Raw genomic sequence first — 24,216 nt, forward strand, 5'->3', positions numbered from 1 at the left:
TATGTCCACTACATCCGGCATACCATCGATCCATACATCGGAACGGATGGCAGCATCCGCAGCTATAAAGAGGAGGACTTCAGCCTGGACAACATCAAGACGGGCCGGAGCCTCCTCTTTCTTTGGCAGGCCACCGGCGACCCACGGTACCGGCTAGCCGCGGACCGTCTCCGCGACCACCCCAAGGGCATCGGGGCCTATCTGCTCGCGACCGCGGAGCTACATTTCATAACCAATCAACAGTAACCCCATGCGCATTTTTAAGACCGCCGACGCCATTCTCCTGGAACACGAAGGAGCTTGCTATGTTTCCAAAGAAAAAGACTGGGACCGCTATATCAACCGGGACGAGCTCTATGCTTCGCTGATAAATGAAATCAAGGACCTGACCGCCGTCGGCTCCACCAGGTGGATGGAGGGGCAGCCCATCGTCGCGCCCATCGGTTCACAGGAAGTATGGGCCGCGGGCGTCACCTATCTCCGCAGCAAGGCCGCGCGGATGGAGGAGAGCAAGGACAGCGGGGGGTCCGTTTTCTATGATAAAGTATACGACGCCGAGCGCCCCGAGCTCTTCTTCAAGGCGACGGCCCAGCGCGTCAGCGGTCACGGGAACTTCGTCCGTATCCGCAAGGACAGCACCTGGAACGTGCCCGAACCGGAACTCGTCCTGGTCATATCCAGCAGCGGTAAAATAATCGGCTATACCATCGGTAACGACATGAGCAGCCGGAGCATCGAGGGCGAAAACCCGCTCTACCTGCCACAGGCCAAGGTCTACGAACGCTGCGCTGGTCTCGGCCCCGGCATCCTCGTCACCCCCGGCCCCATCGCACCCACCACCGAAATCTATATGTCGATCGGGCGGGCGCGCGAACGCGTCTTCGAAGGCCGCATCACCATCGACAAGATGAAGCGCAAGCACGAAGAGCTCGTGGAGTTCCTCTACCGCGAGTGCGCCTTCCCGCACGGCGCCTACCTCATGACGGGCACGTGTATCGTCCCCGACAATTCGTTCACTCTCCAGCGGCACGACAAGATTTCGATCCGGATCGACGGGATAGGGGTGTTGGTCAATATGGTGGAGTAGGGCGCACTGTAGCGTACATCCCGGCCATACGGAATTTTAAGGGGCTCATTGGATTGAAGTTACTTAAATTGCCGGTGAACTGACGATCCCTTGTCCACCAGGCTGACATCCGATGAAGAGGAATTGGCGCGGCTCATCTCCCAGGGAGACCCCGAGGCCTTCCGGGCGCTTTTTGTCGCCTACTTCCCTATCTTATGCCGGTACGCGGAGAAATACCTGGGGGATACCACCCTCGCGGAGGACGTGGTCCAGGAGACCTTTATCAAGGTCTGGAAGAACAGGGGCACCTACCCGACGGCCCCGGAGCTGAAAGGCTTTTTATATACCGTCACCCGGAACGGGTGCCTCAACGTTTTAAGGAGCAGGATGCGGGAAGAGCAACGTCATAAAGTGGCCGCGGCGGCACAGGAAGAGGACGACATCGCCGGCCTGGAACACCTGGCGGCCATATACGTCCAGGTGGCCGGAATGCCCGCCAAGATGCGCGAAGTTTTCCTGCTCAGTTTCGAACAGGGGCTATCGATCGGGCAGATCGCCCAAAAGATGGATATTTCCGAAAAGACGGTCCGTAACCAGAAATACAAATCCCTCCAGCTGTTGAGGCGCCGCCTGGGCGGTCAGACGTTACTTTATTTTTTTTAAAAAAAGCGTGGGTCAAAAACGCGATCGCGGTGTTCTACCGGTAATCACCCGAACATGCAGACCGACGATTCCATTTCCCGCGCCATATATATAGGCCGTCTTTTGTTCCGGCAGGCCGACGGCCAGTCCCTGACGGACGAAGAACGACAGGCGGTCGACGCCTGGGTACGGGCGGAGCCCGGGCGCGAGCGCATCCTGGACGCTACATTGGACCGCAGGGCGATCGCGGCGGCGTTGCGGGAGCTCCTGGAACGGTATGACACGCAACGGTCGATGTCGATCGTTTTCGACCAGTTGGGATTGACCGAGGTCATCCGGACCCCGGAACCCGCGCGCAAAGCTTCCATCCATCCCCTTCGCTGGGCCGCCGCCGCGGCGGTCATACTCCTGGTCGGCGCGGGTGCGTGGCTGGTGCGCGACCGCAGGGGACACGCCAGCGCACCGCCGGCCATCGTCTTCCATGCCCCCGACATACCACCGGGGACCAACAAAGCCATCCTGACGCTGGCGGGCGGACGGCAAGTTGTGCTCGATAGCACCGGGAACGGTCCGATCGCCCAGCAGGGCAGCGTTCGAATCGTGAACCGGAACGGCCACCTCGTCTACGAGGGCACCACGGACGCCGTTTTCCTCAACAAGGTTGCCACGCCCAGGGGCGGTCAATACCAGTTTGACCTGCCGGATGGCTCGCGGGTCTGGTTGAACGCCGCGTCCTCCATCACCTTCCCGACGGCTTTCGTCGGCGGGGAGCGGAAGGTGACGCTGACCGGTGAAGCGTTCTTCGACGTCGCCCGCGATCAGCGGCATCCCTTTGTCGTGGAAGCGAACGGTACGCATATATCCGTGCTGGGCACTTCCTTCGACGTGATGGCGTACAGCGACGAAGAGGCCTTGCGTACCACGCTCGTACAGGGGGCCGTTTCCGTCTCGCGTGACGGCAGGGACCGGTTACTGGCGCCGGGGGAGCAGGCTATCGTACGGCCCGGGTCGCCGATCTCGGTCGACGCCCATGCGGACGTAGACAAGGCGATCGCCTGGAAAACCGGCTATTTCATGTTCGACGATACCGACCTGAAAACGCTGATGCGGGAAGTCTCGCGGTGGTATGACATCGACATCGTTTACGGGGTGACCGACTTCTCGGGGAAATACGGCGGACGGATCAGCCGCAACAGCAGCCTCCGCCAGCTCACGGAATTACTGGAAGGAAATGACATATATCACTACAAGATCGACGGACGAAAATTGATTGTACTACCCTAGCCACCTGCGATCGACACCTATGGTAAAAAAGAAAGCCGGAAACGGTCTCACGCGTCTCCGGCTGGACTATTGGCTCAACGTTCATTAAACCAAAACCAAACAAAATTATGCGATTGCATCCAAAAAGGGAAGCCCCTTCCCCGGGGCGTGCCCTTGCCACCAAAACTGCGCTTGTTATGCAACTGACTTCGGTTTATTTGTTAGCGCTCTGCCTCCAGGCGTCCGCGGCCGGGCTCGCCCAAAAAGTGTCCATTTCCCTGACGGACGCGCCCGTTTCCAGGGTTTTTACCGAGATATCCCGGCAAACCGGCGTCTCGGTCATTTACAACGAGGGCTGGCTCAAAGGGCTGAAGCCGGTCACCGTCCATGTCCGGGACGCCTCGGTCAGTGAGGTGCTCGAGCTTTGTTTCAAGGGCCAACCGTTCACCTACGAGATCGTGAACAACAATGTCCTGATAAAACCCGCGGCCCCGCCCGGCGCCCCCGCGCCGCCGGCGCCACATCCGCTCCGGGACATCCATGGCCGCGTCCTCGACGACAAGGGGAGCCCCGTCGCGGGCGCCAGCGTCCTGATCAAGGGTACGCAGGTGGGCGTCGCCACGAATGAAAAGGGCGAATTCAGCTTGAGCTTAGGCGACTCCACCGTCCGGCTCGTCATTTCCTACGTCGGCATGGAAACCACCGAGGCGCGCGCCAGGGACAACATGGTCGTCGTCCTGAAATCCGCCACACAGGCGGCCGAAGACATTATCGTGGTGGGCTATGGCAAGGATACCCGCCAGAAGATCACCAGCGCCGTTTCCACCATCACGACCGATGACTTTAAGAACGATCCGTATACGGACATCCAATCCGCCCTACAGGGCCGGGTGTCGGGCGTGATGATCAATGCCGCCGGGGGCGAACCCGGCTCGGTCCCCTCCATGACCATCCGGGGCGGAGAGCCGCTGATCGGTCAAACCGCGCCCCTGTATGTAATCGATGGCATTATCCGCGACCAGACCGCCTTCGTCGCGCTCAACATGAACGACATCGACAACATCAGCTTCCTGAAGGACGCCGCGGCCACCGCGGTCTACGGCGCCCAGGCTTCCGCGGGTATCGTGCTGGTCACGACCAAGCAGGGCAAAGCGGGAAAAATGCAGCTCACATATTCCAACAACATGGCCTGGAATACGCCCAGCCTCTTTCCGAAGCTGCTGGACTCGTACCAGAAGGCCCTGGTCTCCAACGCGGTCAGCAAGGCCCTGGGCAATGGCAACTATTCGGTCTATTCCGCTGCCGTACTGGACACCATCCAGCACAACCTCGACCCGGCCGAATACCCGAACACCGACTGGTATCACTCGACCTTCCGGAAGTACGCGCTCCAGCAGCGGCATGACGTGGACGTTACCGGGGGGAACGCCCAGACGCGGTACTATATCGGCCTCGGCTACTTCAACCAGGGCAGCAACTATGTCAACAACAGCGAAAAGCTGGACCGTTTTTCCTACCGCAGCAACATCGTTTCGTCTTTCGACAAGATCGGCCTGGACGTGACCCTTGGCCTCAACGGCTATTTCTCCTACCAAACACAACCACCGACCGGCGCCGCCTCGATATTCAGCCACATCGTCGCCCAGAGCCCCCTGCAGCCGCCTTATAACAAGGACGGGAGCTTCGCCGGCTTCGTGGACGACCCGCTGGCGGAGATATATTCGCCGGGATACAGCAGGAACGAGATATTCTATAACGACGGAACACTCACCTTCGCCTGGAGCGTGCCCTGGATAAAAGGGCTGAAGCTGACGGCCATCGGCGACTACAACCTCGCCTATAACCCCTCCAAGATATTTAACGTGCTGGCCACCCAATACAACGCCGACGGTACCATCTACCCCACGCCGGCGCCCACCCTGACACAAGAGGAGAGCAATACGCGGTCGTATGACGTCGAATTCCACGCGGACTACAGCCACAGCTTTGGCAAGCACAACCTGCAGGCCACGGCGGCTTCCGTGACCCGCGCGGGAAGCAACTCGTGGTTCAGCGCGTATCGCGGGAACTTCCCCTCCACCGCCATCGACCTGCTTTCAGCCGGTGACGCGTCCACCCAGGTAAACAACGGCTCGGCGACCGAATGGGGCAACGTGGGATACGTAGGCCGCGTGAAATACGACTATGACTCCAGGTATATCGTAGAGCTGGCCGGCCGGTACGACGGCTCGGATTATTTCCCGCCCGGCAAGCGTTTCGGTTTGTTCCCCTCCGTCAGCCTGGGCTGGGCCGTTTCCAAGGAGCGTTTTTACGTGCAAAGCTACCTGACGCACATCTTCGACTTCTTCAAGCTGCGGGGATCCATCGGGACAACGGGCTCGGTGGGCGGCACCAAATACGCCTATATACCGCAATACAACGTCAACACCCAGGTCTTCGTGGCGAACGGCAACCTCGAGAACGGGTACAGCGAAGGCGCCCTCACGCTCGACAACCAGAACATCACCTGGTATGCCACGCGTTCCTACGACTGGGGTTTTGACTTCAGCACGCTCAAGCACCACCTGACCGGCGAGTTCAACTACTTCTTCACCCGGACGACCAACATCCTCGGCAGCCCCAAGTTCAGCTACACCGATCCGCTCGGCCAGGGTCTGCCGCAGGTGCTGACCAACGCCGCCACCCGCAAGGCGGGGATCGACCTCAACCTGACCTATAAGGGCGACATCGGCCGGTCCATCAAGTACTATCTCGGTTTTAACTGCACCTACTTCAACTACCTGTGGGAACGTTCCAATGAGGACAGCGTGACCCTGACGAACCCGTATACACGGGCACAGGGATACACGCAGTCTTATTATGGGGCCATGTACTATGCGATGGGATTGTACCAGAACTACCAGTCGATCCTCAACAACCCGGTCCGGATATCCTCCACCGCCCTGACGCTGGGAGACGTCCAGTACCTCGACGCCAACGGCGACGGACAGATCAACGCGCAGGACTATCGCAACCTGGGTAAATCGTCCACGCCCTTGTTCCAGTACGGGATCACCTTCGGCATCAGCTATAAGGGTATCTCGCTGGACGGGCTCTTCCAGGGCACCGGCGTAAAGGACGTCTACCTGGGCCAATACGTCCAGGCGCAAGGCGGCACCCAGCGGTACAATTTCGCCTTCCAGCTCGACTACTGGAACCAATACAACACCCAGTCGGCTTTTCCCCGGGCAGGGAGCTCCGCGCTCAACAACGGGAACAACTATGTGAACAGCAGCTACTGGCTGGTCAACACCCAGTATTTCCGGCTGAAGAGCCTGTCGCTGGGTTATGACCTGCGGCGCATCCCGGCGATCCGGCAATCGGGCGTATTCAAGGAGCTGTCGGCCTTCGTGTCGGGTACCAACCTGCTGACGTTCTCGCCCTGCAAAAAGTATTTTGACCCGGAGCTCGCCGACGCCAACAATTTCTTTTATCCCGTAAACAAGACCTATTCCCTTGGGGTACGGGTCGGTTTCTAAAATCACCGCTCATGAAACGCATATATCTCTATATACCGCTGTTGGCGCTGGCCCTTGGCTCGTGCAACAAAGTAATGGACACCAAACCGCTGGATACCTATACCGCCAGCGACGTCTGGGGCAGCTACAGCCTGGCCGAAGGGTATATATTCAACTGCTACGCCAACGTCGTCGGCAGTTTTATGACCCGCTGGAGCGACGACATCCTCACCAAGGACATGTTGAACGAACCATGGGGCGGCTCCTTCGAAAGCGAGAAGACCGGGCAGATCGACAAGTACACCGACGAGGGCTGGGACAACTTCGCCAACATCCGCGCCGTCAACCTGGCCCTCCTGAACCTCCGGACGACGTCCTTCACGGCTATCGAGAAGAACACGCTGACGGGGGAAGCCTATTTCCTCCGGAGCGCGATTTACTTCCTCGAAGCGGAACGTTTCGGGGGCGTCCAGCTCGTCCGGAACGTCCTGAGCCCCGACAGCAACTTCGCCATCGCCCGGTCTTCGCTCAAGGATACCTACGACTTCATCCTGTCCGACCTCGACTCCGCCGCTGCCCTGCTGCCCACCACCAACGACCGGGGGCGCGCGACGACCGGGGCGGCCTATGCGCTCAAGATGCGCGTGGCCTTGCAGGCGGGCGCCTTCCTGAACGACGACAGTTACTACCAGCAGGTGATCCAGGCGGGCAACAAGCTCTTCGCCGAAGGCCAGTACAGCCTCGACAGCTACACCAACCTGTTCAACGAATACAGCACGGCGGTCACCTCCGCGGAGAACATCATGGTGTTCGACAAGCTGTCGACCAACACCTCGTACCAGAATACGCCGATGCAATCACTCGTCCCCAACTCTGCCGAGACGGGCGGTAAGCTCACGCCAACCGCCGCCGCCCTGTTCCCGCTGGCGGAGACCTTTGAAGGCTGGCAGAATTTCTCCCCCACGCAGGACCTCGTCGACGACTACCTGGTCACCGACGCGGACGGAGCCGAAAAGACCTGGGACCAGACGACGTATGCGAAGACCGGCGGCAACGCCAACACGATGATGTACCAGCATCGCGACCTGCGCTTCTATGCGTCCATCGCCTACGACAGTACCCGCTACTACGGCAACACGATCTATACCCGGACCAGCGGGAACGTGTCCAACGTCAATTCCCCCATCGCGGGCGGCTGCCTGTCGGAAGGCACCTCCACCGCCTATATCTTCCGTAAATACATCTACCAGGACAACAAGCTCTGGTACAGCGACCCGGTGAACTTCTGCTACAGCGTCCTGCGCCTGGGAGAGGCCTACCTGAACTATGCCGAGGCCTCGATCCTCCTCGGCGACGAGGCCACCGCCCGGGCCTACATCACCAAGACCTACCAGGCGCACGGCGGATTTACCAACACCATTACCGCGACCGGAACGGACCTGTGGACCGCGTACAAACGCGAGCGCAACGTCGAGATGATCCTCGAGAACGGGGACCGCTACTGGTCGCTGCTGCGCTGGGGCGTGCAGACGATGGGCGGCTTGAAAACGGGCTATGAAAACAGCGGCTATGTCATTCCTGAGCTAAACGGCCCCATCCATGGCGTCGCCATCACGATCGACGGCCGCGGCTACACGCTGTTCTCCAAGAACGAGCTCAACAACCTGCCGCTGCTCTTCACCCCGAAACGGTATTTCTTCCCCGTGCCCTACGCCCAGATACAGGCCAACCCGTTGCTGACGCAAAACCCGGGTTGGAATTAAAACCTTTAAACGAATAATGATGAAAGCTCTTCGCCCATATCTCCTCTCCTGCCTGGCGATCGCCTCGTGCCTCGCCCTCGGCGGCTGTCTAAAGGCGGGTTTGCCCAAGGCAGGCAACTCTTCCCTGGACGCCATGACCAGCTTCAATTACGAATACCGCTGGCTGGACACCACGTACATCCTGCCGGGCACGCCCCAGGCGGATACCAGCGTCACCGTCAACGTCGTCCAGCTGGGCAACACCGTAGTCATCTCCAACGACACCGTCTATACCAGCCCGTCGTACCCGAGCAACCTGCCGGCCAGCCAGGTGCCCAACGTAACGTTGACCCACATATGGGGGTATGCCAACATCCCCGACGCGGCTGTCATCTATTCCGTCGATGAGGCGCCGAAGCTCGGCGACCCGGGAGACTACAGCAAACCCGCCACCTACAAAATCGTCGCCGCCGACGGCAGCACGGCCACCTGGGTGGTCGTAACGGCGCCCCTGCATTGATCATGAAAATGCTTTTAACCGGCCTCCTGGGATGCCTGGCGCTCGCCGCCGGCGCCCAGGAGACAGCCGTCACGATCGACCTCCGGCAGGTCGCCCCGGCGGCCGCGCCCACGCCGTTGCCCATGCGGGGCACGCGACCCAATGGCGAAACGCTCTCCGTAAACAACCGCTATTTTGAAAAGGACGGCGTCCCCTGGTACCCCCTGATGGGTGAGATGCACTACAACCGGGTGCCGCCGGCCGCCTGGGAACAATCCCTCCGGCTCATGAAGAGCGCCGGCTTGTCCGTCGTGGCGACCTACGTCTTCTGGAACGAGCACGAAACCGCGCCCGGCCATTGGGACTGGACGGGCAACCGGGACCTGCGCCGGTTCATTGAATGCTGTCGCCGCGCCGGTTTGTATGTATGGCTGCGGATGGGGCCATGGAGCCACGGCGAACAGCTGAACGGCGGCTTTCCCCCGTGGATACAGGCTATGCAAGGCAAGCGCACCAATGATACCGCTTATTTGCGGCAGGCAAAGGGCTTGTTCGACCAGATCGGCCGGCAGACCCGCGGCCTGTTCTTTGGGGACGGCGGCCCGGTGATCGGCGTCCAGCTGGAGAACGAGTACGCCAGCGGTCAACCCGGTCATATCGCGACCCTTAAACAACTGGCCCTGGACGCCCATATCCGGCCGGTATTCTGGTCGGTCACCGCCAATACGGTGTTCGACGACAACCAGGCCGAGGTCATCCCGCTGCAAGGCTCCTATCCCTACCGGGGATGGGAGCCCGCCGGCGGGCGCGCCACCATGGACTTCCTGTACGGCAACGACCAGTGGATCATGACCGATGCCGTCGGTAAGCTTTTTTACGATTTCGACAAGTATCCCCGCGGTCTTTGCGAACAGGGCTGCGGCAGCCAGATGACCTACGCCAACCGCTTCACGGTGGACCCCGCCGTTGTCGAGGCGCACCTCCAGAACCAGGTTGGCCGCGGCATGAATATGGTGGGGTACTATATGTTCCGGGGGGGCACCCAGACGCCGGGTCTGAAAGAGCCCGGGCTGCCGGAAAGCTACGACTTCCAGGCGCCCATCGGCGAGTTCGGATATACCCGCCCGTCATACCGCTACCTCAAGACGATACACCTGTTCCTGGACGACTTCGGCTCTTCGCTGGCCGCCATGCCGGTGGTCCCGCCGGAGCGGCCGGTACGTGACCCCTACGACACGGCCGGCCTCCGGTACATCGTCCGCGAAAAGGACGGTTCGGGATATGTCTTCCTGTGCAACACCCAGGTGCGGGTACACATGCCCGACAAACGGGTGCGCCTTACGCTGCGGTTGCCGGGGGAGACCGTCGCCTTCCCGTCCTTTTTGATGAAGGGACAGACGGCGCCCATATTGCCCTTCAACCTCCATGCCGGCGGGATTACCTTGCGGTATGTCACCGCCCAGCCGCTGGCGCGTATCGAAGACGCTTCGGCGCTGACGTTGTTCTTCGAGCGGCTGCCCGGCGTGGACCCCGTCGTGGCGATCGGCGACTCCGTGATTCGCGCCCGGTCCCCGGTACTGCTCCGCGGCACGGACGGCCGGCGCGTGACCCTGGTCTTCCTGTCGCGCCAGGACGCGTTGCGCGCGTGGCGGCTCGATCGCTCGCTCGTGCTCGCCGACGGCGACCTTACCTGCACAGGCGACAGCATCGAGCTCCGGCAATGGGACAACCCGCGCTTCGCGATGTCGGTGTATAGCCCCGGCGATACATCCCCCCGCTCGTATGCGTATACGCGCCTCTCCCGCCGGGTCCCGGTCACCCTTCGCTACGAGCCGGGCAGCGCGGAGGGCTCCATCTCCCTGCCCGGCTCACTGTCGCGCGACCTGGGCGATGCCATGGTATCCATCACCTACCACGGCGACCAATGCCGCGTCCTGCGCCACGACAGCGTCATCGCCGACAACCTGTACAACGGCGCTCCCTGGCTGCTGGGCGTAGACAAATTTCTCGGCGGAGGTCCGTTGCGGCTCGACTGCAAAGGGCAAATAGACAAGATCCGCGTCGTTCCCCAATACCGTCTTCGCCTGCCGTGGCCACAGGATGCGGTCGTCATGGTCCCCCCGCCCGCCTTCGAGAACGCAAGCCCGGCCTTGCGGACAGCGGTCCGGACCTGCCTCCGGACGGGCGCCCGCGTGCTGGAGCTGCCCGGCGGCCGGATCGACTGCTGGCCCTCCGGCGCCGATCAAAAGGAGCTGTACATCTCCAACGACACGGAAGACGATACCCTGTCCAAAGTAAAATCCATCGCCCTCTGCGTGGAAGGCGCCCGCCACCTAACCATCGAAGGTCGCCATACGCTGTTGGTACTGCATGGCAAGATGGTCTCGTTCGCGTTTCTCCATTGCCGGGACATCCGTCTGCGGGACATCCAGGTCGACTATGAGCGCCCCACGATGACCGAAATGACGATCCGCTCGGTCTCACCGGACAGCGTCGACGCGTGGGTCCATCCCGATGACCGGTTCTGGATCGACGACACCGGCCGCATCCATTTGTATGGTGAGGGATGGGAAGCGCGGAGCTTCCACGCCGTTGCGTTCGATCCAGCAACCGAATACCTTCGTTACGCGTCGTTCGGGCCTTTTTTGCGCAGCCGCGCGACGGCCATGGGGCCCTCCATGGTCCGCTTCCGCGCCAGCCCCCAAGCCGGTTACGCGTTCCATGACGTGCATCCCGGCGACATCCTGACCATCCGCGATCCCTATCGCGACAATGCCGGCGCCTTTATCGACGAAAGCCGCGACGTCGCGTTGGAGGACGTGGACATGTACTATATGCATGGCCTGGGCATCGTATCGCAGTTCTCGGAGAACCTCGATTTCCGCGGCGTCCGCATCGCGCCGCGCCCCGGCTCCGGGCGGGTCATCAGCGCCTTCGCGGATTGTTTCCATTTTTCCGGTTGCCGGGGGCGCATCCTCCTGGACAGTTGTCTGACCTCGGGCTCGCACGACGACCCGGTAAACGTCCACGGCACCCACCTGCGCATAACGGCCGTGGCCGGCGACGTATTGAGCGTCCGTTTTATGCACCCCCAGACGTGGGGCTTCCAGCCCTTTTTCCCCGGCGACAGCATCGCCTACGTCGACCCGTACACGTTACGCTACGCCGGTTACGCGGTGGTCCGAAGCGTCATTCGCCAAAGCCCCCGCGTATTCGGGCTCCGGCTTACAGCTTCGCCGCCCGCCGCCGTGCACGCCGGCGATTGCGTCGAAAACATCACCTGGACGCCCGCGGTAACCGTCCGGCGGAGCCGGTTCGAGCGTACCGATACCCGGGGCATACTCGTGACTACCCGCCGCAAAATCCTCATCGAGGACAACACCTTTTATCACACCGGTATGCACGCGATCCTGATCGCCGACGATGCCCTGAGCTGGTATGAGTCCGGCCCGGTCCGCGACGTCACCATCCGGCACAACCGTTTTGTCGGCTGCGCGCCCGGAGACTACGTCATCGCCATCGCGCCCGAAAACCGCAAGACGGCGCCGGGCGCTTATGTCCACCGGAACATCCGAATCGAGGACAACGATTTCGACACCCCCGACGGCCGGCTGCTCTCCGCCCACAGCGTCGACGGGCTCACCTTTCTGCGCAACCGTGTCGTCATTCATGGGGACTCCGCGAAGACGCCCTACCGAGTGGCGGACTGCGCGCATGTGCAGTTACAGGATTTCTAAAACCGGTTTGATCCGCCCAATGCGCGGTAGCGCAACATCGCCTCCACGAAGTAATAATCCGCATACGACAGCGGCACGTCGATCTCGGTCTTTGCCGGGATGTTCCCGACGCTGTGCATGAGCAGGAACCCGCCGTTGGCGCCATACGCCGAGCGATAAGACGGCGAGGACAGTGTGCGCAACGCGGCGGTCGCCGCCGCCAGGTAACGCCGGCCCTCGGCGGGCGGCACATAACCCGCCAGCTCGATCAGCGCCGACGCCATGACCGCGGCCGCGGACGCGTCCCGGTACGTATCCGGTATACGCGGGTCGCTGTAGTCCCAGTAGGGCACCCTGTCCGCGGGTATGTGCGCCAGGATGAAGTCTGCGATATGGGTCGCCTGCGAGAGGAATCGCCGGTCGTGCGTCCAGCGGTACATCGCCGTAAAACCATATAGTCCCCACGCCTGCCCGCGGGCCCAGTCGGAGCTGTCCGCGTACCCTTGCGCGGTCTGGCGTTTGAGGACGGCGCCGGTGACGGTGTCGTAGTCGACGACGTGGTACGAGCTGTAGTCCGGCCGGTAGTGGTTGCGCATCGTCGTAAACGCGTGGGTAACCGCGATGTGCCGGAACGACGTGTCGCCGCTGTGGCGGGACGCCCACATCAGCAATTCCAGGTTCATCATGTTGTCGATGATGACGGGATACTGCCAGGGAGCGTGATCCCAGGAACGGATGACGCCGGCCGCGCGGCGAAAACGGGTGCTGAGCGACCGGGCGCTGTTCATGAGTATGTCCGCGTCGGCGGCGGAGCCCGTCAGGCGCCAGGCCTCCCCGAAAGGACAGTACATCATAAAGCCGAGATCGTGCGTGGTCTTGTTGTATTGTTCGCGCTCCAACAGGCGCATCCGCCGAAAGGCTTCGTTATAGAGCGCCGTGTCTTTTGATACACCATACAGCTCCAGCAACGTCGCCGGGAAGAACCCGCTGGTCCACCAGCCCGATCCACTGGTCGTTACCGAGCCGGCGGCGGAATCGAAGCTGCGCGGCAGTACGCCGGACGGCGTATGCGCCGCCAGATAACGGTACTGGACAACCGCCAACCGCAGGTTGGTATCGATGGTCCGCAACAGCGAGGGATCGGGACGGAGCTGGGCTGCCGCCGGGAGCGAAAGCGCGAGCAGTACGATTGTTCGAAGCATATTCTTAATCGATGGCATGATCGGGTGTTACCGCCTGTCCGCTCCAGACCTTCACCGCGGTCCACGGGGCGGGGGCGTCCGCCCAGAAGGGATCGCTATCGGGCAGCCCCAGGGGCAGGAAAACATTCGCGCAAAGATAACCGCTGCCGGTGGTAATATACCAGTCGGCCAGGTCGGGCTGGTTACCGGCAAGCCCCATCTGGAGCCAGCCGTCAGGGGAAAAGGTACCGGGCGCATCGAGGGTCCGGTGGATCACCGCGGTCAGCGCCCCGCGGACCTGGGCCGGCGTCAGCGATGCCGGGAGCGCCTTGCGGAGCGCCATATCCGCCAGGTGCTGAAAGGCGCCGCAGCGGTAGACGATCGAACGGCCCGTGGCCGGGTAGGAGCCATCGGTCCCGATCAGCCGCTCCTGGATTTCGGCGTACCGTTCGTCGCGCTCGCGGATCTGGGGCAACATGCGTTGGTACGTATTGGCATGCTCACCGATGACCGTCACGATCTCGGTGAGGTAGGGGTGGATGACATAGCTGTTGTAATAGTCCCAGCGGTATTCGGCGCCGTCGGAGTACACCCCGTCGCCCACGTACCATTGCTGCATCTGACGGATGGCGTAGTCGACCCGCACCTTGTCCCACGGCAGGCCATAGTGGCAAAAGAAAGCCTCGATCATCCCCTGGAACAGCAGCCAGTTGTTATACGCCGGCAGGATCGACCGCGTCAGCAGGAAGGCATCCGCGACCTGCCGGCGCGCGGTGGTATCGAGGTGGTCCCACAACCAGGGACAGCGGAGGAAGGCCAGGGCCAGGTAAGACGCATCCACGAGCGGCTGGCCGCCGGCCGTCCAGGCCATATAGTCCTTTGCTTTCGGGTTTACCGCGTTGGCGATGGCCTTCAGGCTCCATTCCCTGTACTGCTTTCGCAGCGCCACCTCCTCCGCGCTCCCGCCTTCGAGGTTCATCCACGGCGCGATCCCGCTCATCAAACGCCCAAACGCCTCGAGGTAGGCGTCCTGCCGCCGGAGCGTCGCGTTATCGATTTTGGGGGAAAGACCCACGGGCATGGCTGCCCGGAGATTGTCATTGGAAAGATGGTAGATGACCGGCCGCGCGAGCCTATCCATGGTCTTCAGCCAATAGGCCCTGTCGGTTTGCGCGGCCGCGGTCAACGGGAGTAGCAAGACAATCAGATACTTCATGATTTCAAAGGTATCCATTCGCCGCATCCGCCCGCCTGGGATTTACGACAACGTTGTAGTGTCCGGCCGCGTGCCCGCGCAGCCACCCCGCAGGAAACCCTACTTCTCCTTATCCAGCAACTCCTTTTTCTCGATCCTATACGACGAAATAAGCCCAAGCCCACCGCCGATGGCGATCAGCGCAAAATAGATGGGCACGTTCGCCCCATTGGCCTCGTGCCGGACGACGTCCTCATAGTGACCGACCCGGAAAAGCACGAAATTGTCCAACAGATAAGCGAGGAACAACCCCAGACCGGCGCCGACCAGCAGCAATCCCCACTTGAGGTTCCTGAACGGAGCGGGCCGCGGCCGGGCGTGCTTGATCCGGGGGTCCATCCCCTTTTCAATCATGGCCATATTCTCGCGGTTGATGGTATAGCGGAGGCCAAAGATCATGGTAAAAGCACCTAGTGTGCTGAGGATCAGCCAAAAAACTACCAAATTTTCGGTTTGCATACAGATTCGTTTGGGATTGAGACGCGGTGGGGAAGACCGAGGTTACACAAAAAAAAATAATTTTACACTGTAACCTGGGCGAAGGACCCCTCGTCTCACAGGACCAGATGCCAACCGATGCCGAGCTGATCCGAAGGATCATACAAGGGGAACAGTCCCTGTTTGCCCTCCTGGTGGAGCGGTACCGGGCCTATGTTTTTACCCTGACGCTCCGGCAGTTGGGGAACCGGGAAGACGCCGAAGAGGTGGCGCAGGACGTCTTTGTAAAGGCGTACCGCAGCCTGGCCGATTTCCGGGGCGACGCGCGGTTCAGCACCTGGCTCTATACGATCGTCAGGACGTGCTGCATCAGCCGCCTCCGGACGCGCAAACCGGCCAGCGCGCCGCTGGAGGGCCTGAATGAGCCGCACGCCGAGGATAAAACCCTGGAGACCCGGAACCGCCGCGAGTCCGTCAACCGCGCCATCCGGCTGCTGGGCCCGGAGGACGCGCAGGTGGTGACGCTGTTCTACCAGGGGGAACAAAGCCTGGAGGAAATCGGCCGGATCATGGGTTTGGAGCCGAACACCGTAAAGGTGCGGCTGCACCGCGCCCGGGGGCGGTTAAAGGAAGTGATGGCGCGGCATTTCGCGGAAGACATAAAAGCTTTTTAGATATGGAAGATCGTTTGTGGGATTACATCGATGGCCGGGCCACCCCCGCCGAACGGGAGGAGATCGAAGCCCTCCTGGCGTCGGACCCGGCGCTCCGGGAGCAATACGCGGAGCTGCTTTCGATACACGCCGTCCTGCAGGGCGCCGACATCGAGGAGCCTTCCCTCCGTTTTACCAAGAACGTAATGGAAGCCGTGGCCGGTCAGTCGGTCGCGCCCGCGACGCCGACCTACGTCAACAAGAGGGTCATCCGCGGTATTACCATCGCCCTGCTGAGCCTGTTGGGCGCGACGTTCGCCTACGTCCTGGTCCTCCTGAAGCTCGCGCCCTCCGTCGAGAAACCCACCCCCGGCCTGCAATTCGACGTCCCCCAGGTCTCCATCCCCGACCTGCACCTGGACCCCTATCTAAGCAGCTTCATCTTTATCGCGATCCTCTCCGCCTTCGTCTGGATCGACGCATGGCATCAGCGCAGACGAAAGACCGCCGCGCACCCGCAAGACTAAAATCAGCTTATGATACGGCTCTGCTTACTCCTGGCGGCGACAACCGCGATCACCGCGGCCACCGCCCAAACCTACGATTCGACCCTGGCCAAACAATGGAAGGCCGACGCCTATGGCATGCGCCTCTACACCCTGGTGATGCTTCGCACGGGCCCCGCCCTCAAGGGAACCAAGGCCCACGAGGATAGCCTCCAGATGGCCCACCTGAACAACATCAAACGCCTGGCCGACGAGGGCAAGCTGGTGCTGGCGGGTCCGCTGGGCAAAAACGACCATCAGTACGAAGGCATCTTCATCCTGGCGACGTCAAAGATCGACGAGGCCAAAGCCTGGGTAGAAAGCGACCCCGCGGTCCAGGCGCACGAGCTGGAGCCGGAATACCTCAGGTGGTATGCCAGCGCCTCCGTGATGGGTATACCCGACGCCCACAAAAAGGTGCAAAAGGAGTCCTTCTAAGAAGGTCACTCCGACCGCAGGCTCTCGACCGGGTTCCTCATCGCCGCCCGCAAGCACTGATAGCTCACGGTAGCCAGCGCCAGCAAAACCATGCCCGCCCCCGGAACCGCAAATATCCACCACGCCAGGTTCGTCCGGATGGAATATTGTTGCAACCAGCTGTGCAGGGACCACCACGCCAGCGGAATGGAAATCACCAGCGAGATACCCGCGAGCCGAACGAAGTCTTTCGACAGCAAGCCCCAGAGGGAGAAAAGCCCCGCCCCGAGCACCTTGCGCACCCCGATCTCCTTGGTCCGCTGCTCCGCCATAAAGGAGGCGAGACCAAACAGTCCCAGGCACGAGATGACGATGGCCAGGACGGCAAAGATGCCGGCCAGCTTACCGGCCCGTTCCTCGGCGATGAATTTTTTACCGTATTCGTCGTCGTTGAACGTGTAGATAAAGGGGCTGCCCGGGTTGTAGCGATGGAGCGCCACGCCCATCGCGTCGATCGCCTGGTGCACGGGGGCGCCTGGTTTGATCCGCAGGGTGATGACGCTCTTCCAGCCCGATCCGAAAAAGGCCTGCGCTCCCGGGGGCTCGAAGGGGTTGCGTTCGGCGATGTCCTGTACCACGCCGACCACGGTGAAGGACGCCCCGAAGTATTTGACCACGGTGCCGAGGATGTGCTTGACGCCGATGGCCTTGGCGGCCGACTGGTTGAGGATGACGGCGGCCGAATCGCTGGGGAAGGCACGGGAGAAATCCCGGCCCTGCACGATATGCCAGCCGATGGTGGCCCCGTAGTCGTCGTCGACGTTGATGTCCCGGAAGCTGTAGGACTTCATGCCGGGGTCCATGCCGTCCCAGATGAGGCCGTTGTTCTGCCAGAAGTCGAGCGTAGTCTGGGACGATTGCGTCATGTTTTCGATCAGCCCCGTTTTCATCAGGTCGGTGCGTAACGCGTCGTAGTGTTTGCCCAGGTCCTGGGTGTTGATGCGGACGGAGACAAGACCCCTTTGGTTGTACCCGAGCGGTTGGCCCTTGGCATATTCGATCTGGCGGAAGGCGACGATGGTCGCGATCACCAGCATCAGCGTAATGGCGAACTGGAACACCACGAGGAATTCCCGCGGCCGGGAAGCGCCCTTACCGGCCTTTATCACGCCCTTCAGGACGCGGATGGGCTTGAAGCTGCTCAGGTAGAAGGCCGGGTAGCTGCCCGCGATGACGCCCACGACTACCAAGGTACCCAACAAAGCCGACCAAAACAACGGGCTGGTAAGCGGCAGGCGCACCTCCTTACCCGACAGGTCGTTGAACCACGGCAGCGACAGCTGGGCCAACCCGATAGCCAGCACCGCGGCGATCGCCGTCACCATGACCGACTCCACCAGGAACTGTACGATCAGCTGCTGCCGGGTGGTGCCCACCGTCTTGCGGATACCGACCTCGCGGGCACGGCGCTCGCTCCGGGCCGTGGACAGGTTCATGAAATTGATACACGCCAGCAGGAGGATAAAGACGCCGATCAGACCGAGCACCCACACCATCTTCTGCGCCTTGTCCTGCGGTTGTCCGTCGATGATCTCGGAGACGAAGTGGAGCTTGTCCAGCGGTTGGAGATAGGCTTCCTCTTTTACGTCGGTTACGTGCGGGGTCGGTACGCTCTTGATACGGGCTTCCGCCTGTTCCACGGCAACGCCCGGCCGGAGCTGCACAAAAAGCTGGTTGTCGTGGTCGTTCCAGTCGGTGATGTTTTTCATCCAGTTGTCCTGGTTGCTCCACGGCAGCATCACCTTCAGCCCGTTGAAATGGGTGTTGCGCGGGAGGTCCTTGTAGACGCCGCCCACGCGCATGGACTTATCGTTGTTGAGACGGATGCTTTTCCCCACCGGGTCGGTGTTGCCAAATAGCGCCAGCGACGTGGACTCGTCGATGAGCAGGGTGGAAGGGTCCCCCAGTGAGCTGGCCTTCCCGTGTACCATGTCGAACGTGAACATCTCCGGCAACTCGGGCTCCGCCCATATGCACGAACCGCTCAGGTTCTTCTCACCGACCCCCAGGACGATGTCCCAGGGAGTGGAGATCAGCGCCACCCGTTCGAACAGGTCGCTGTAATTCTGCCGGAGCGCCACACCCAGGGGCGACGATATCGTTTGCCCGACGTACGACCCCTGCGGGCTTGTCGTTGCATCCAGCACCTCCGCGATCCGGCGGTGGTTCTTGTGGTAGTGGTTGAACGAGAGCTCGTCCATCAGCCAAAGCGCGATGAGCAGCGAGATGGTCATACCGAGCGCCAGCCCGGCGACGTTGATGGCGGTCTGGAACCGGTTGCGGCCCAGGTTGCGGAAGGCGATCTTGATGTAGTTTCTCAACATGACAAATAATTATTCTGAGCGTAGACTGTCTATCGGATTCCTTAATGCCGCATGCAAGCACTGATAGCTCACCGTCGCGAGCGCCAGCAGTACCATACCCGACCCGGCCGCCGCGAAAATCCACCAGGACAAAGCGGTCCGGTAGGGATACTGTTGCAACCAGCCGTGCATGAGCCACCACGACGCGGGGATGGCGATCGCCAGGGCGATGGCCGCGAGCCGCGCAAAATCTTTGGAGAGTAGTCCCCAGAGCGAAAAAAGACCCGCGCCGAGGACCTTGCGGACCCCGATCTCCTTGGTGCGCTGCTCCGCCATAAACGAGGCCAGGCCAAACAACCCCAGGCAGGAGATCACGATCGCCAGGAGCGCGAAGACGCCGGCGAGCTTTTCCACCCGTTCCTCCGCCGTGAATTTCCTGGCAAAGGCATCGTCGTTGAACGTATAGATAAACGGACTGGCCGGATTATACAACCGGAAGGCCTTGCTCATGGCATCGACCGCCTGGTGGATGGGCACGCCGGTCTTTATGCGCAGGGTGATGATGCCCTTGTATCCATCGCCCAGGAATATGGCGGGTTCGATGGGGGAGAAGGGCTCGTTGGTGAGCATGTCTTCGGCTATCCCGATCACCGTGTACGGCTTGCCAAAGAATTTCACGACCATGCCGACCGGGTGCTGGTTGCCGATGATCCGCGCAGCCGTACGGTTGAGGATGACCGCCGAGGAGTCGCCGGCAAAGGCGTTGGAGAAGTCCCGCCCGGAAAGAATGCGCCAGCCGATGGTGGTCCCGAATTCCCGGCTGACGTTGACGTTCCGGAAGTAAATCGACAGCTGGCTGGGGTCCATGCCCGGCCATTCCACCGAATTGTTGTTCCCGAACTGGCTGGTGGACTGGGACGCGCGCGCGATGTTCTCAAAGAGCCCGGTCTTCAACAAATCGGTCCGCAGCGCGTCATAGTGTTTGTCCAGGTCCTGGGTGTTGATGTTTACGGTGACGAGCCCCGACTGGTTGTACCCTAGGGGACGGTCCTTGGCGTGTCCGATCTGGCGGAAGGCGATGATCGTCGCGATGACGAGCACCAGCGTCACGGCGAACTGGAAGACTACCAGCACCTCCCGCGGGCGGGCGGCGCCCTTGCCCGCGGCAAACACGCCCTTCAGGACGCGGATCGGTTTGAAACCGCTCAGATAGAAGGCGGGATAGCTTCCGGCGACCAGCCCTACCAGGAGCGTAACGGCCAGCCAGGCCAGCCAAAACGAGGGCTGCGTCAGCGGTAGGGCGACGTCTTTGTCCGCCAGGTCGTTGAACGACGGCAACGCCAATTGGGCGAGCCCGAGCGACAACGCCGCGGCGATCGCGGTGACCAGGACCGACTCCACCAGGAACTGGGCCACGAGCTGGGACCGCGTGGTCCCCACCGTCTTGCGGATGCCCACCTCCCGCGCCCGGCGTTCGCTGCGGGCGGTGGAGAGGTTCATGAAGTTGATACAAGCCAGGAGCAGGATAAAGCAACCGATCAGACCCACTATCCAAACCATCGTCAGCGCCTTGTCCTGTGGATCGCCGTCGATGATCTCGTTGCAGAAATGGAGCTTATCGAGCGGTTGCAGGTAGGATTCCTCTTTTACGTCCTGTACAAAGGGCGTGGGCACACCCTTGATCCGCGCCTCCGCCTGCGCAAAGGTGACGCCCGGCCGGAGCTGGACAAAGAGCTGGATGCCGTGGTCGTTCCACGCGGTGACGTTTTGCAGCCCGTTGTCCGGGATCTTCCAGGAGATCAGGACCTTCAGGTTACTAAAGGTCGTATTCCGCGGGGGATCATCAAAAACGCCCCCCACGCGCACCGCCGTGCGGCCGTTGAAAACGATATTCCTGCCCATCGGGTCGGCATTCCCAAACAAAGCTTTGGCCATCGATTGGGCGATGATGAGGGTATAGGGGTCGGCGATGGAAGCGGCGGAGCCGCGGATCATCCGGAAGGTGAACATTTCCGGGATCTCGTGCTCGGCGCAGACGGTGGACGCCTGCAGGTGCTTGTCGCCGACGGTCAGGATGGCGTCCCAGGGATAGGAGATCATCCCCACCCGTTCGAAAAGCTCGCCATAGTTCTGGTGCAACGCCACCCCATGCGGCGTGGCCACCGTCGGTCCGGTGTAGGCGTGGTGCTTGTCGGTCTGGGTCAGCAGCACCTCCGCGATCCGGCGGTGGTTGGTATGGTAGCGGTCGAAACTGACTTCGTCCAGTATCCATAACCCGATCAACAGCGCAACGGCGATCCCGAGCGCCAGCCCGGTGATGTTGATGGCCGCCTGGAAGCGGTTACGCGACAGGTTGCGCAAGGCGATCTTACAGTAATTGCGGAGCATACCCCCCCGCCGCCAATGGCGTGCCGATGAGTAAATGTGTGAAAATCAATGTCTAAAAAGCATGGGCCGTCCGTTTTTGATACACGGTCCCGTACGGTTATGAGCCGTGGGCGACGCGGGGTGGAAATGACTATCTTGTCAGATGCTTCGCCACTATTTCCGCATCACCTGGCGCCAATTGCTCAAGCACAAGGTCGCCACCCTCATCAAGCTGGCCGGTTTGTCGATCGGCATGGCTTGCTGTATGCTGATCGTCGTGTACATCGACAACCAGCTACGGTATAATACCTTCCATGAGAACTACCGGCGCATCTACCGCGTCGACTTCGACAAGGAAGGGGATGCCGACCGGCGGGCCATGGCCAACGCGCCCATCCCCGTGGCCCCGGCCATCATCAGCGAGGACCTGAAAAGCGTCGAAGCTGTGGCTCGGCTATACAACCGCGGTGGCGTTATGGAAGCCGGTACGAAAAGGTTCCCGGAGACCAGGGTGGATTTCGCCGACAGCGCGATATTTAAGATATTCTCCTTTCAATTCATCGAGGGCGATCCAAGGGATGCCGCGCAGGGCATCGTGATCACGGACGCCATGGCCAAAAAATATTTCGGGCGGGAAGAAGCCCTGGGCAAAACGCTGGTCTATGAGCACCGCCTCCCGCTCAAGGTCACGGGCGTGATTAAACAATGGCCCCCGAATTCGGACGAACAGTTCGACTGCCTCATCCCCTTCGACGACGTCTACCGGGTCGAACGGCCCGCGGTGGAGCACTTCCTGCGCACCAACTGGTTCTTCGACGCCACCGATACGTACGTGCTCTTAAAACCTGGGGAAAGTCCTCCCTCCCTGCGCAACCTGTTCAACAAGTACGCCGACCCCCACGCCGCCAAGTCCTACTATGTCTCCCTCCGCCCGCTACAGGACATCCACCTCCATTCGTCGGACGTCATCGGCAACCCCAGCACCAACAGCATCGCCTATATCTACATCTTTGCCGCCATCGCGGCGATGATCCTGCTCATCGCCAACATCAACTTCATCAACCTCTCCAACGCCCAATCGCTGACACGTCTCGGCGAGATCGGGGTCCGGAAGGTCTCCGGCGCCGACCGCAAACAGCTGATCGCCCAGTTCCTAGGGGAAGGTGTGCTCCTCTGCGCCCTGGCGTGGCTCATCGCCTGGGGGCTCGCTGCCGCGGCCTTACCGCTGGCCGACCGCCTGACGGGCGAGGTTCTGCAATTAAGCCCGCCCTTGATCGCCATCAATGCCGGGCTCCTGGCGGTTACCGCGCTCCTGGCCGGTTTGTACCCGGCGCTCTTTATCACCCGTTTCCGCCTGACCGCCCTGCTCAAGGGCCAGCTCCGCCCCGGCGGCAAGCTCATCCAGAAAGGCCTGATCGTAACCCAGTTCACGATCGCGGTCGCGCTCGTCATCGGCGCGGTCGTGATCCACCGCCAGATCACCTACCTCCGGAACAAACCGCTGGGTTTTGACAAGGACCAGCTCGTCGTGCTGCCCCTCTTTGGCCGCGCGTCTTCACCCGTCAGCAATACCGTGGACTCGGTCCTGCGCGCGCGGATGAACGCCTTCGAAAACGACCTGAGGGACCACGCCGCCATCCGGGGGGTGACCCTGGCGTCGGTCCTGCCGGGGCAGCCGATCGTGCTGGGCCTCGTCGTCCCACAGGGTCACCGCGACGACGAAAACATATTCCTGTCCTGGGCCTCGGTGGATTACGACTACGCCCGGACCATGGGGCTCAGGATCGTCGCCGGCCGCGACTTCTCCAAGGCCACGGGTACGGACAACCGCCAGGCGTTTATCCTCAACGAGTCCGCGGTGCGCCAGTTCGGCTGGACGCCGCAGGAGGCCATCGGCAAGACGATGATCCGGGGCAACGAGACCGATGGCAAACGCGGCTTTGTCATCGGCGTCGTCCGGGACTTCAACTTCGCCAAGCTCGACCAGCCGATGCAACCCCTGATCCTGGACGTCAACGTGCCCCGCTTTACCACTTTTGCCGTGCGCATCGACGCCGCCGGCGTACCCGCCACTCTCCAATGGCTGCACCAGACCTGGGACCGGCACTTCTCCGACCTGGTCTTCGACTACAGCTTTCTCAACGAAGACATCGACGCCCTGTATAAAGCACAGGAAAACCTCGGCCGCCTGGTAGGATTCTTTGCCGCGCTGGCGATCTTCTTATCCGCCATCGGCGTATTCAGCCTGGCGTCGTTCATCGCCATCCGCCGCACCAGGGAAATAGGGATCCGCCGCGTTCTCGGGGCCCGTGTGCCCGACATCGTCGCGTTGCTCCTGGCCGACTTTCAGCGCCTGGTGCTGCTGGCCTTGCTGCTGGCGTCTCCGCTGGCGTGGTACGCCATGAACCGCTGGCTCCACGACTTCGCTTACCGGACCACGGTCAGCTGGTGGATATTCGCGGCCGCCGCGGCGGGTACGTTCCTGGTGACGGTCCTGACGGTGGGGTACCAGGGCGTCCGCGCCTCCTGGGCCAAACCGGTGGATGCCCTGAGGGTGGAATAGCCCCCGCGG

17 protein-coding genes are annotated in these 24,216 nt (G+C 61.5%); 12 read left to right on the forward strand and 5 right to left on the reverse strand.

Annotated elements, in window-relative coordinates; translation table 11 throughout:
• From VL547_RS07770 to VL547_RS07805, 8 genes are all read left to right on the forward strand, one after another.
• A partial coding sequence (locus VL547_RS07770; protein WP_325576977.1) for a hypothetical protein occupies positions 1-246 on the forward strand: 246 nt, incomplete at its 5' end.
• A gap of 4 nt (positions 247-250) precedes the next feature.
• Positions 251-1,087, forward strand: coding sequence for a fumarylacetoacetate hydrolase family protein (locus VL547_RS07775; protein WP_325576979.1), 837 nt, complete (start codon positions 251-253; stop codon positions 1,085-1,087).
• A 90-nt stretch (positions 1,088-1,177) separates the two neighbouring features.
• Positions 1,178-1,729, forward strand: a complete 552-nt coding sequence (locus VL547_RS07780; protein WP_325576981.1) for an RNA polymerase sigma-70 factor — start codon at positions 1,178-1,180, stop codon at positions 1,727-1,729.
• 54 nt (positions 1,730-1,783) lie between these two features.
• Positions 1,784-2,992 (forward strand): FecR family protein, encoded by a 1,209-nt coding sequence (locus VL547_RS07785; RefSeq protein WP_325576983.1) that lies wholly within the window; start codon positions 1,784-1,786, stop codon positions 2,990-2,992.
• Between the two features lie 176 nt (positions 2,993-3,168).
• Positions 3,169-6,489, forward strand: coding sequence for a SusC/RagA family TonB-linked outer membrane protein (locus VL547_RS07790; protein ID WP_325576985.1), 3,321 nt, complete (start codon positions 3,169-3,171; stop codon positions 6,487-6,489).
• 11 nt (positions 6,490-6,500) lie between these two features.
• Positions 6,501-8,231: a RagB/SusD family nutrient uptake outer membrane protein gene (locus VL547_RS07795; protein WP_325576987.1), complete on the forward strand. Its 1,731-nt coding sequence runs from the start codon at positions 6,501-6,503 to the stop codon at positions 8,229-8,231.
• A 16-nt stretch (positions 8,232-8,247) separates the two neighbouring features.
• The gene (locus VL547_RS07800) at positions 8,248-8,730 is read left to right on the forward strand and encodes a DUF5018-related domain-containing protein (protein ID WP_325576989.1); all 483 of its coding nucleotides are present in this window, start codon (positions 8,248-8,250) and stop codon (positions 8,728-8,730) included.
• A gap of 2 nt (positions 8,731-8,732) precedes the next feature.
• Complete coding sequence (locus VL547_RS07805; RefSeq protein WP_325576991.1) at positions 8,733-12,446, forward strand: beta-galactosidase; 3,714 nt, start codon at positions 8,733-8,735, stop codon at positions 12,444-12,446.
• On the opposite strand, the gene VL547_RS07810 is transcribed toward VL547_RS07805, so the two are convergent.
• The 3 genes from VL547_RS07810 to VL547_RS07820 form a co-directional block, all read right to left on the reverse strand.
• Positions 12,443-13,627 (reverse strand): glucuronyl hydrolase, encoded by a 1,185-nt coding sequence (locus VL547_RS07810; protein WP_325576993.1) that lies wholly within the window; start codon positions 13,625-13,627, stop codon positions 12,443-12,445. The two genes, VL547_RS07805 and VL547_RS07810, sit on opposite strands and share 4 nt — an antisense overlap.
• A gap of 4 nt (positions 13,628-13,631) precedes the next feature.
• Complete coding sequence (locus VL547_RS07815; RefSeq protein ID WP_325576995.1) at positions 13,632-14,822, reverse strand: DUF2264 domain-containing protein; 1,191 nt, start codon at positions 14,820-14,822, stop codon at positions 13,632-13,634.
• Positions 14,823-14,921: 99 nt separating this feature from the next.
• Positions 14,922-15,320, reverse strand: a complete 399-nt coding sequence (locus VL547_RS07820) for a DUF6249 domain-containing protein (protein WP_325576997.1) — start codon at positions 15,318-15,320, stop codon at positions 14,922-14,924.
• Between the two features lie 107 nt (positions 15,321-15,427).
• Between VL547_RS07820 and VL547_RS07825 the strand changes: the two genes are divergently transcribed.
• The 3 genes from VL547_RS07825 to VL547_RS07835 are packed head-to-tail and all read left to right on the forward strand — an operon-like array spanning position 15,428 to position 16,935.
• Complete coding sequence (locus tag VL547_RS07825; RefSeq protein ID WP_325576999.1) at positions 15,428-15,973, forward strand: RNA polymerase sigma factor; 546 nt, start codon at positions 15,428-15,430, stop codon at positions 15,971-15,973.
• 2 nt (positions 15,974-15,975) lie between these two features.
• Positions 15,976-16,479, forward strand: coding sequence for a hypothetical protein (locus VL547_RS07830; protein ID WP_325577001.1), 504 nt, complete (start codon positions 15,976-15,978; stop codon positions 16,477-16,479).
• A 9-nt stretch (positions 16,480-16,488) separates the two neighbouring features.
• Positions 16,489-16,935 (forward strand): YciI family protein, encoded by a 447-nt coding sequence (locus tag VL547_RS07835; protein ID WP_325577003.1) that lies wholly within the window; start codon positions 16,489-16,491, stop codon positions 16,933-16,935.
• A gap of 5 nt (positions 16,936-16,940) precedes the next feature.
• On the opposite strand, the gene VL547_RS07840 is transcribed toward VL547_RS07835, so the two are convergent.
• Together VL547_RS07840 and VL547_RS07845 are read right to left on the reverse strand one after the other, a co-directional pair.
• A complete protein-coding gene (locus VL547_RS07840) occupies positions 16,941-19,298 on the reverse strand; it encodes an ABC transporter permease (RefSeq protein ID WP_325577005.1) in 2,358 nt (785 codons plus the stop codon).
• A gap of 9 nt (positions 19,299-19,307) precedes the next feature.
• Positions 19,308-21,665 carry an ABC transporter permease gene (locus VL547_RS07845; RefSeq protein ID WP_325577007.1) on the reverse strand — a complete coding sequence of 786 codons (2,358 nt, stop codon included), beginning with the start codon at positions 21,663-21,665 and terminating at the stop codon, positions 19,308-19,310.
• A 142-nt stretch (positions 21,666-21,807) separates the two neighbouring features.
• Between VL547_RS07845 and VL547_RS07850 the strand changes: the two genes are divergently transcribed.
• Positions 21,808-24,207 (forward strand): ABC transporter permease, encoded by a 2,400-nt coding sequence (locus tag VL547_RS07850; RefSeq protein ID WP_325577009.1) that lies wholly within the window; start codon positions 21,808-21,810, stop codon positions 24,205-24,207.
• The last annotated feature ends 9 nt before the right edge of the window (positions 24,208-24,216 follow it).

Source organism: Dinghuibacter sp. (genome assembly GCF_035492835.1).
Classification (GTDB): Bacteria; Bacteroidota; Bacteroidia; order Chitinophagales; family Chitinophagaceae; genus Dinghuibacter.

What these genes read in the sequence shown, in the direction of transcription:
- VL547_RS07775 (WP_325576979.1), top strand. Translation starts at nt 251, where the DNA reads ATGCGCATTTTTAAGACCGCCGACGCCATTCTCCTGGAACACGAAGGA.
- VL547_RS07845 (WP_325577007.1), bottom strand. Translation starts at nt 21,665, where the DNA reads ATGCTCCGCAATTACTGTAAGATCGCCTTGCGCAACCTGTCGCGTAAC.
- VL547_RS07815 (WP_325576995.1), bottom strand. Translation starts at nt 14,822, where the DNA reads ATGAAGTATCTGATTGTCTTGCTACTCCCGTTGACCGCGGCCGCGCAA.
- VL547_RS07790 (WP_325576985.1), top strand. Translation starts at nt 3,169, where the DNA reads ATGCAACTGACTTCGGTTTATTTGTTAGCGCTCTGCCTCCAGGCGTCC.
- VL547_RS07800 (WP_325576989.1), top strand. Translation starts at nt 8,248, where the DNA reads ATGATGAAAGCTCTTCGCCCATATCTCCTCTCCTGCCTGGCGATCGCC.
- VL547_RS07850 (WP_325577009.1), top strand. Translation starts at nt 21,808, where the DNA reads ATGCTTCGCCACTATTTCCGCATCACCTGGCGCCAATTGCTCAAGCAC.
- VL547_RS07795 (WP_325576987.1), top strand. Translation starts at nt 6,501, where the DNA reads ATGAAACGCATATATCTCTATATACCGCTGTTGGCGCTGGCCCTTGGC.
- VL547_RS07835 (WP_325577003.1), top strand. Translation starts at nt 16,489, where the DNA reads ATGATACGGCTCTGCTTACTCCTGGCGGCGACAACCGCGATCACCGCG.
- VL547_RS07805 (WP_325576991.1), top strand. Translation starts at nt 8,733, where the DNA reads ATGAAAATGCTTTTAACCGGCCTCCTGGGATGCCTGGCGCTCGCCGCC.
- VL547_RS07785 (WP_325576983.1), top strand. Translation starts at nt 1,784, where the DNA reads ATGCAGACCGACGATTCCATTTCCCGCGCCATATATATAGGCCGTCTT.
- VL547_RS07830 (WP_325577001.1), top strand. Translation starts at nt 15,976, where the DNA reads ATGGAAGATCGTTTGTGGGATTACATCGATGGCCGGGCCACCCCCGCC.
- VL547_RS07825 (WP_325576999.1), top strand. Translation starts at nt 15,428, where the DNA reads ATGCCAACCGATGCCGAGCTGATCCGAAGGATCATACAAGGGGAACAG.
- VL547_RS07840 (WP_325577005.1), bottom strand. Translation starts at nt 19,298, where the DNA reads ATGTTGAGAAACTACATCAAGATCGCCTTCCGCAACCTGGGCCGCAAC.
- VL547_RS07820 (WP_325576997.1), bottom strand. Translation starts at nt 15,320, where the DNA reads ATGCAAACCGAAAATTTGGTAGTTTTTTGGCTGATCCTCAGCACACTA.
- VL547_RS07810 (WP_325576993.1), bottom strand. Translation starts at nt 13,627, where the DNA reads ATGCTTCGAACAATCGTACTGCTCGCGCTTTCGCTCCCGGCGGCAGCC.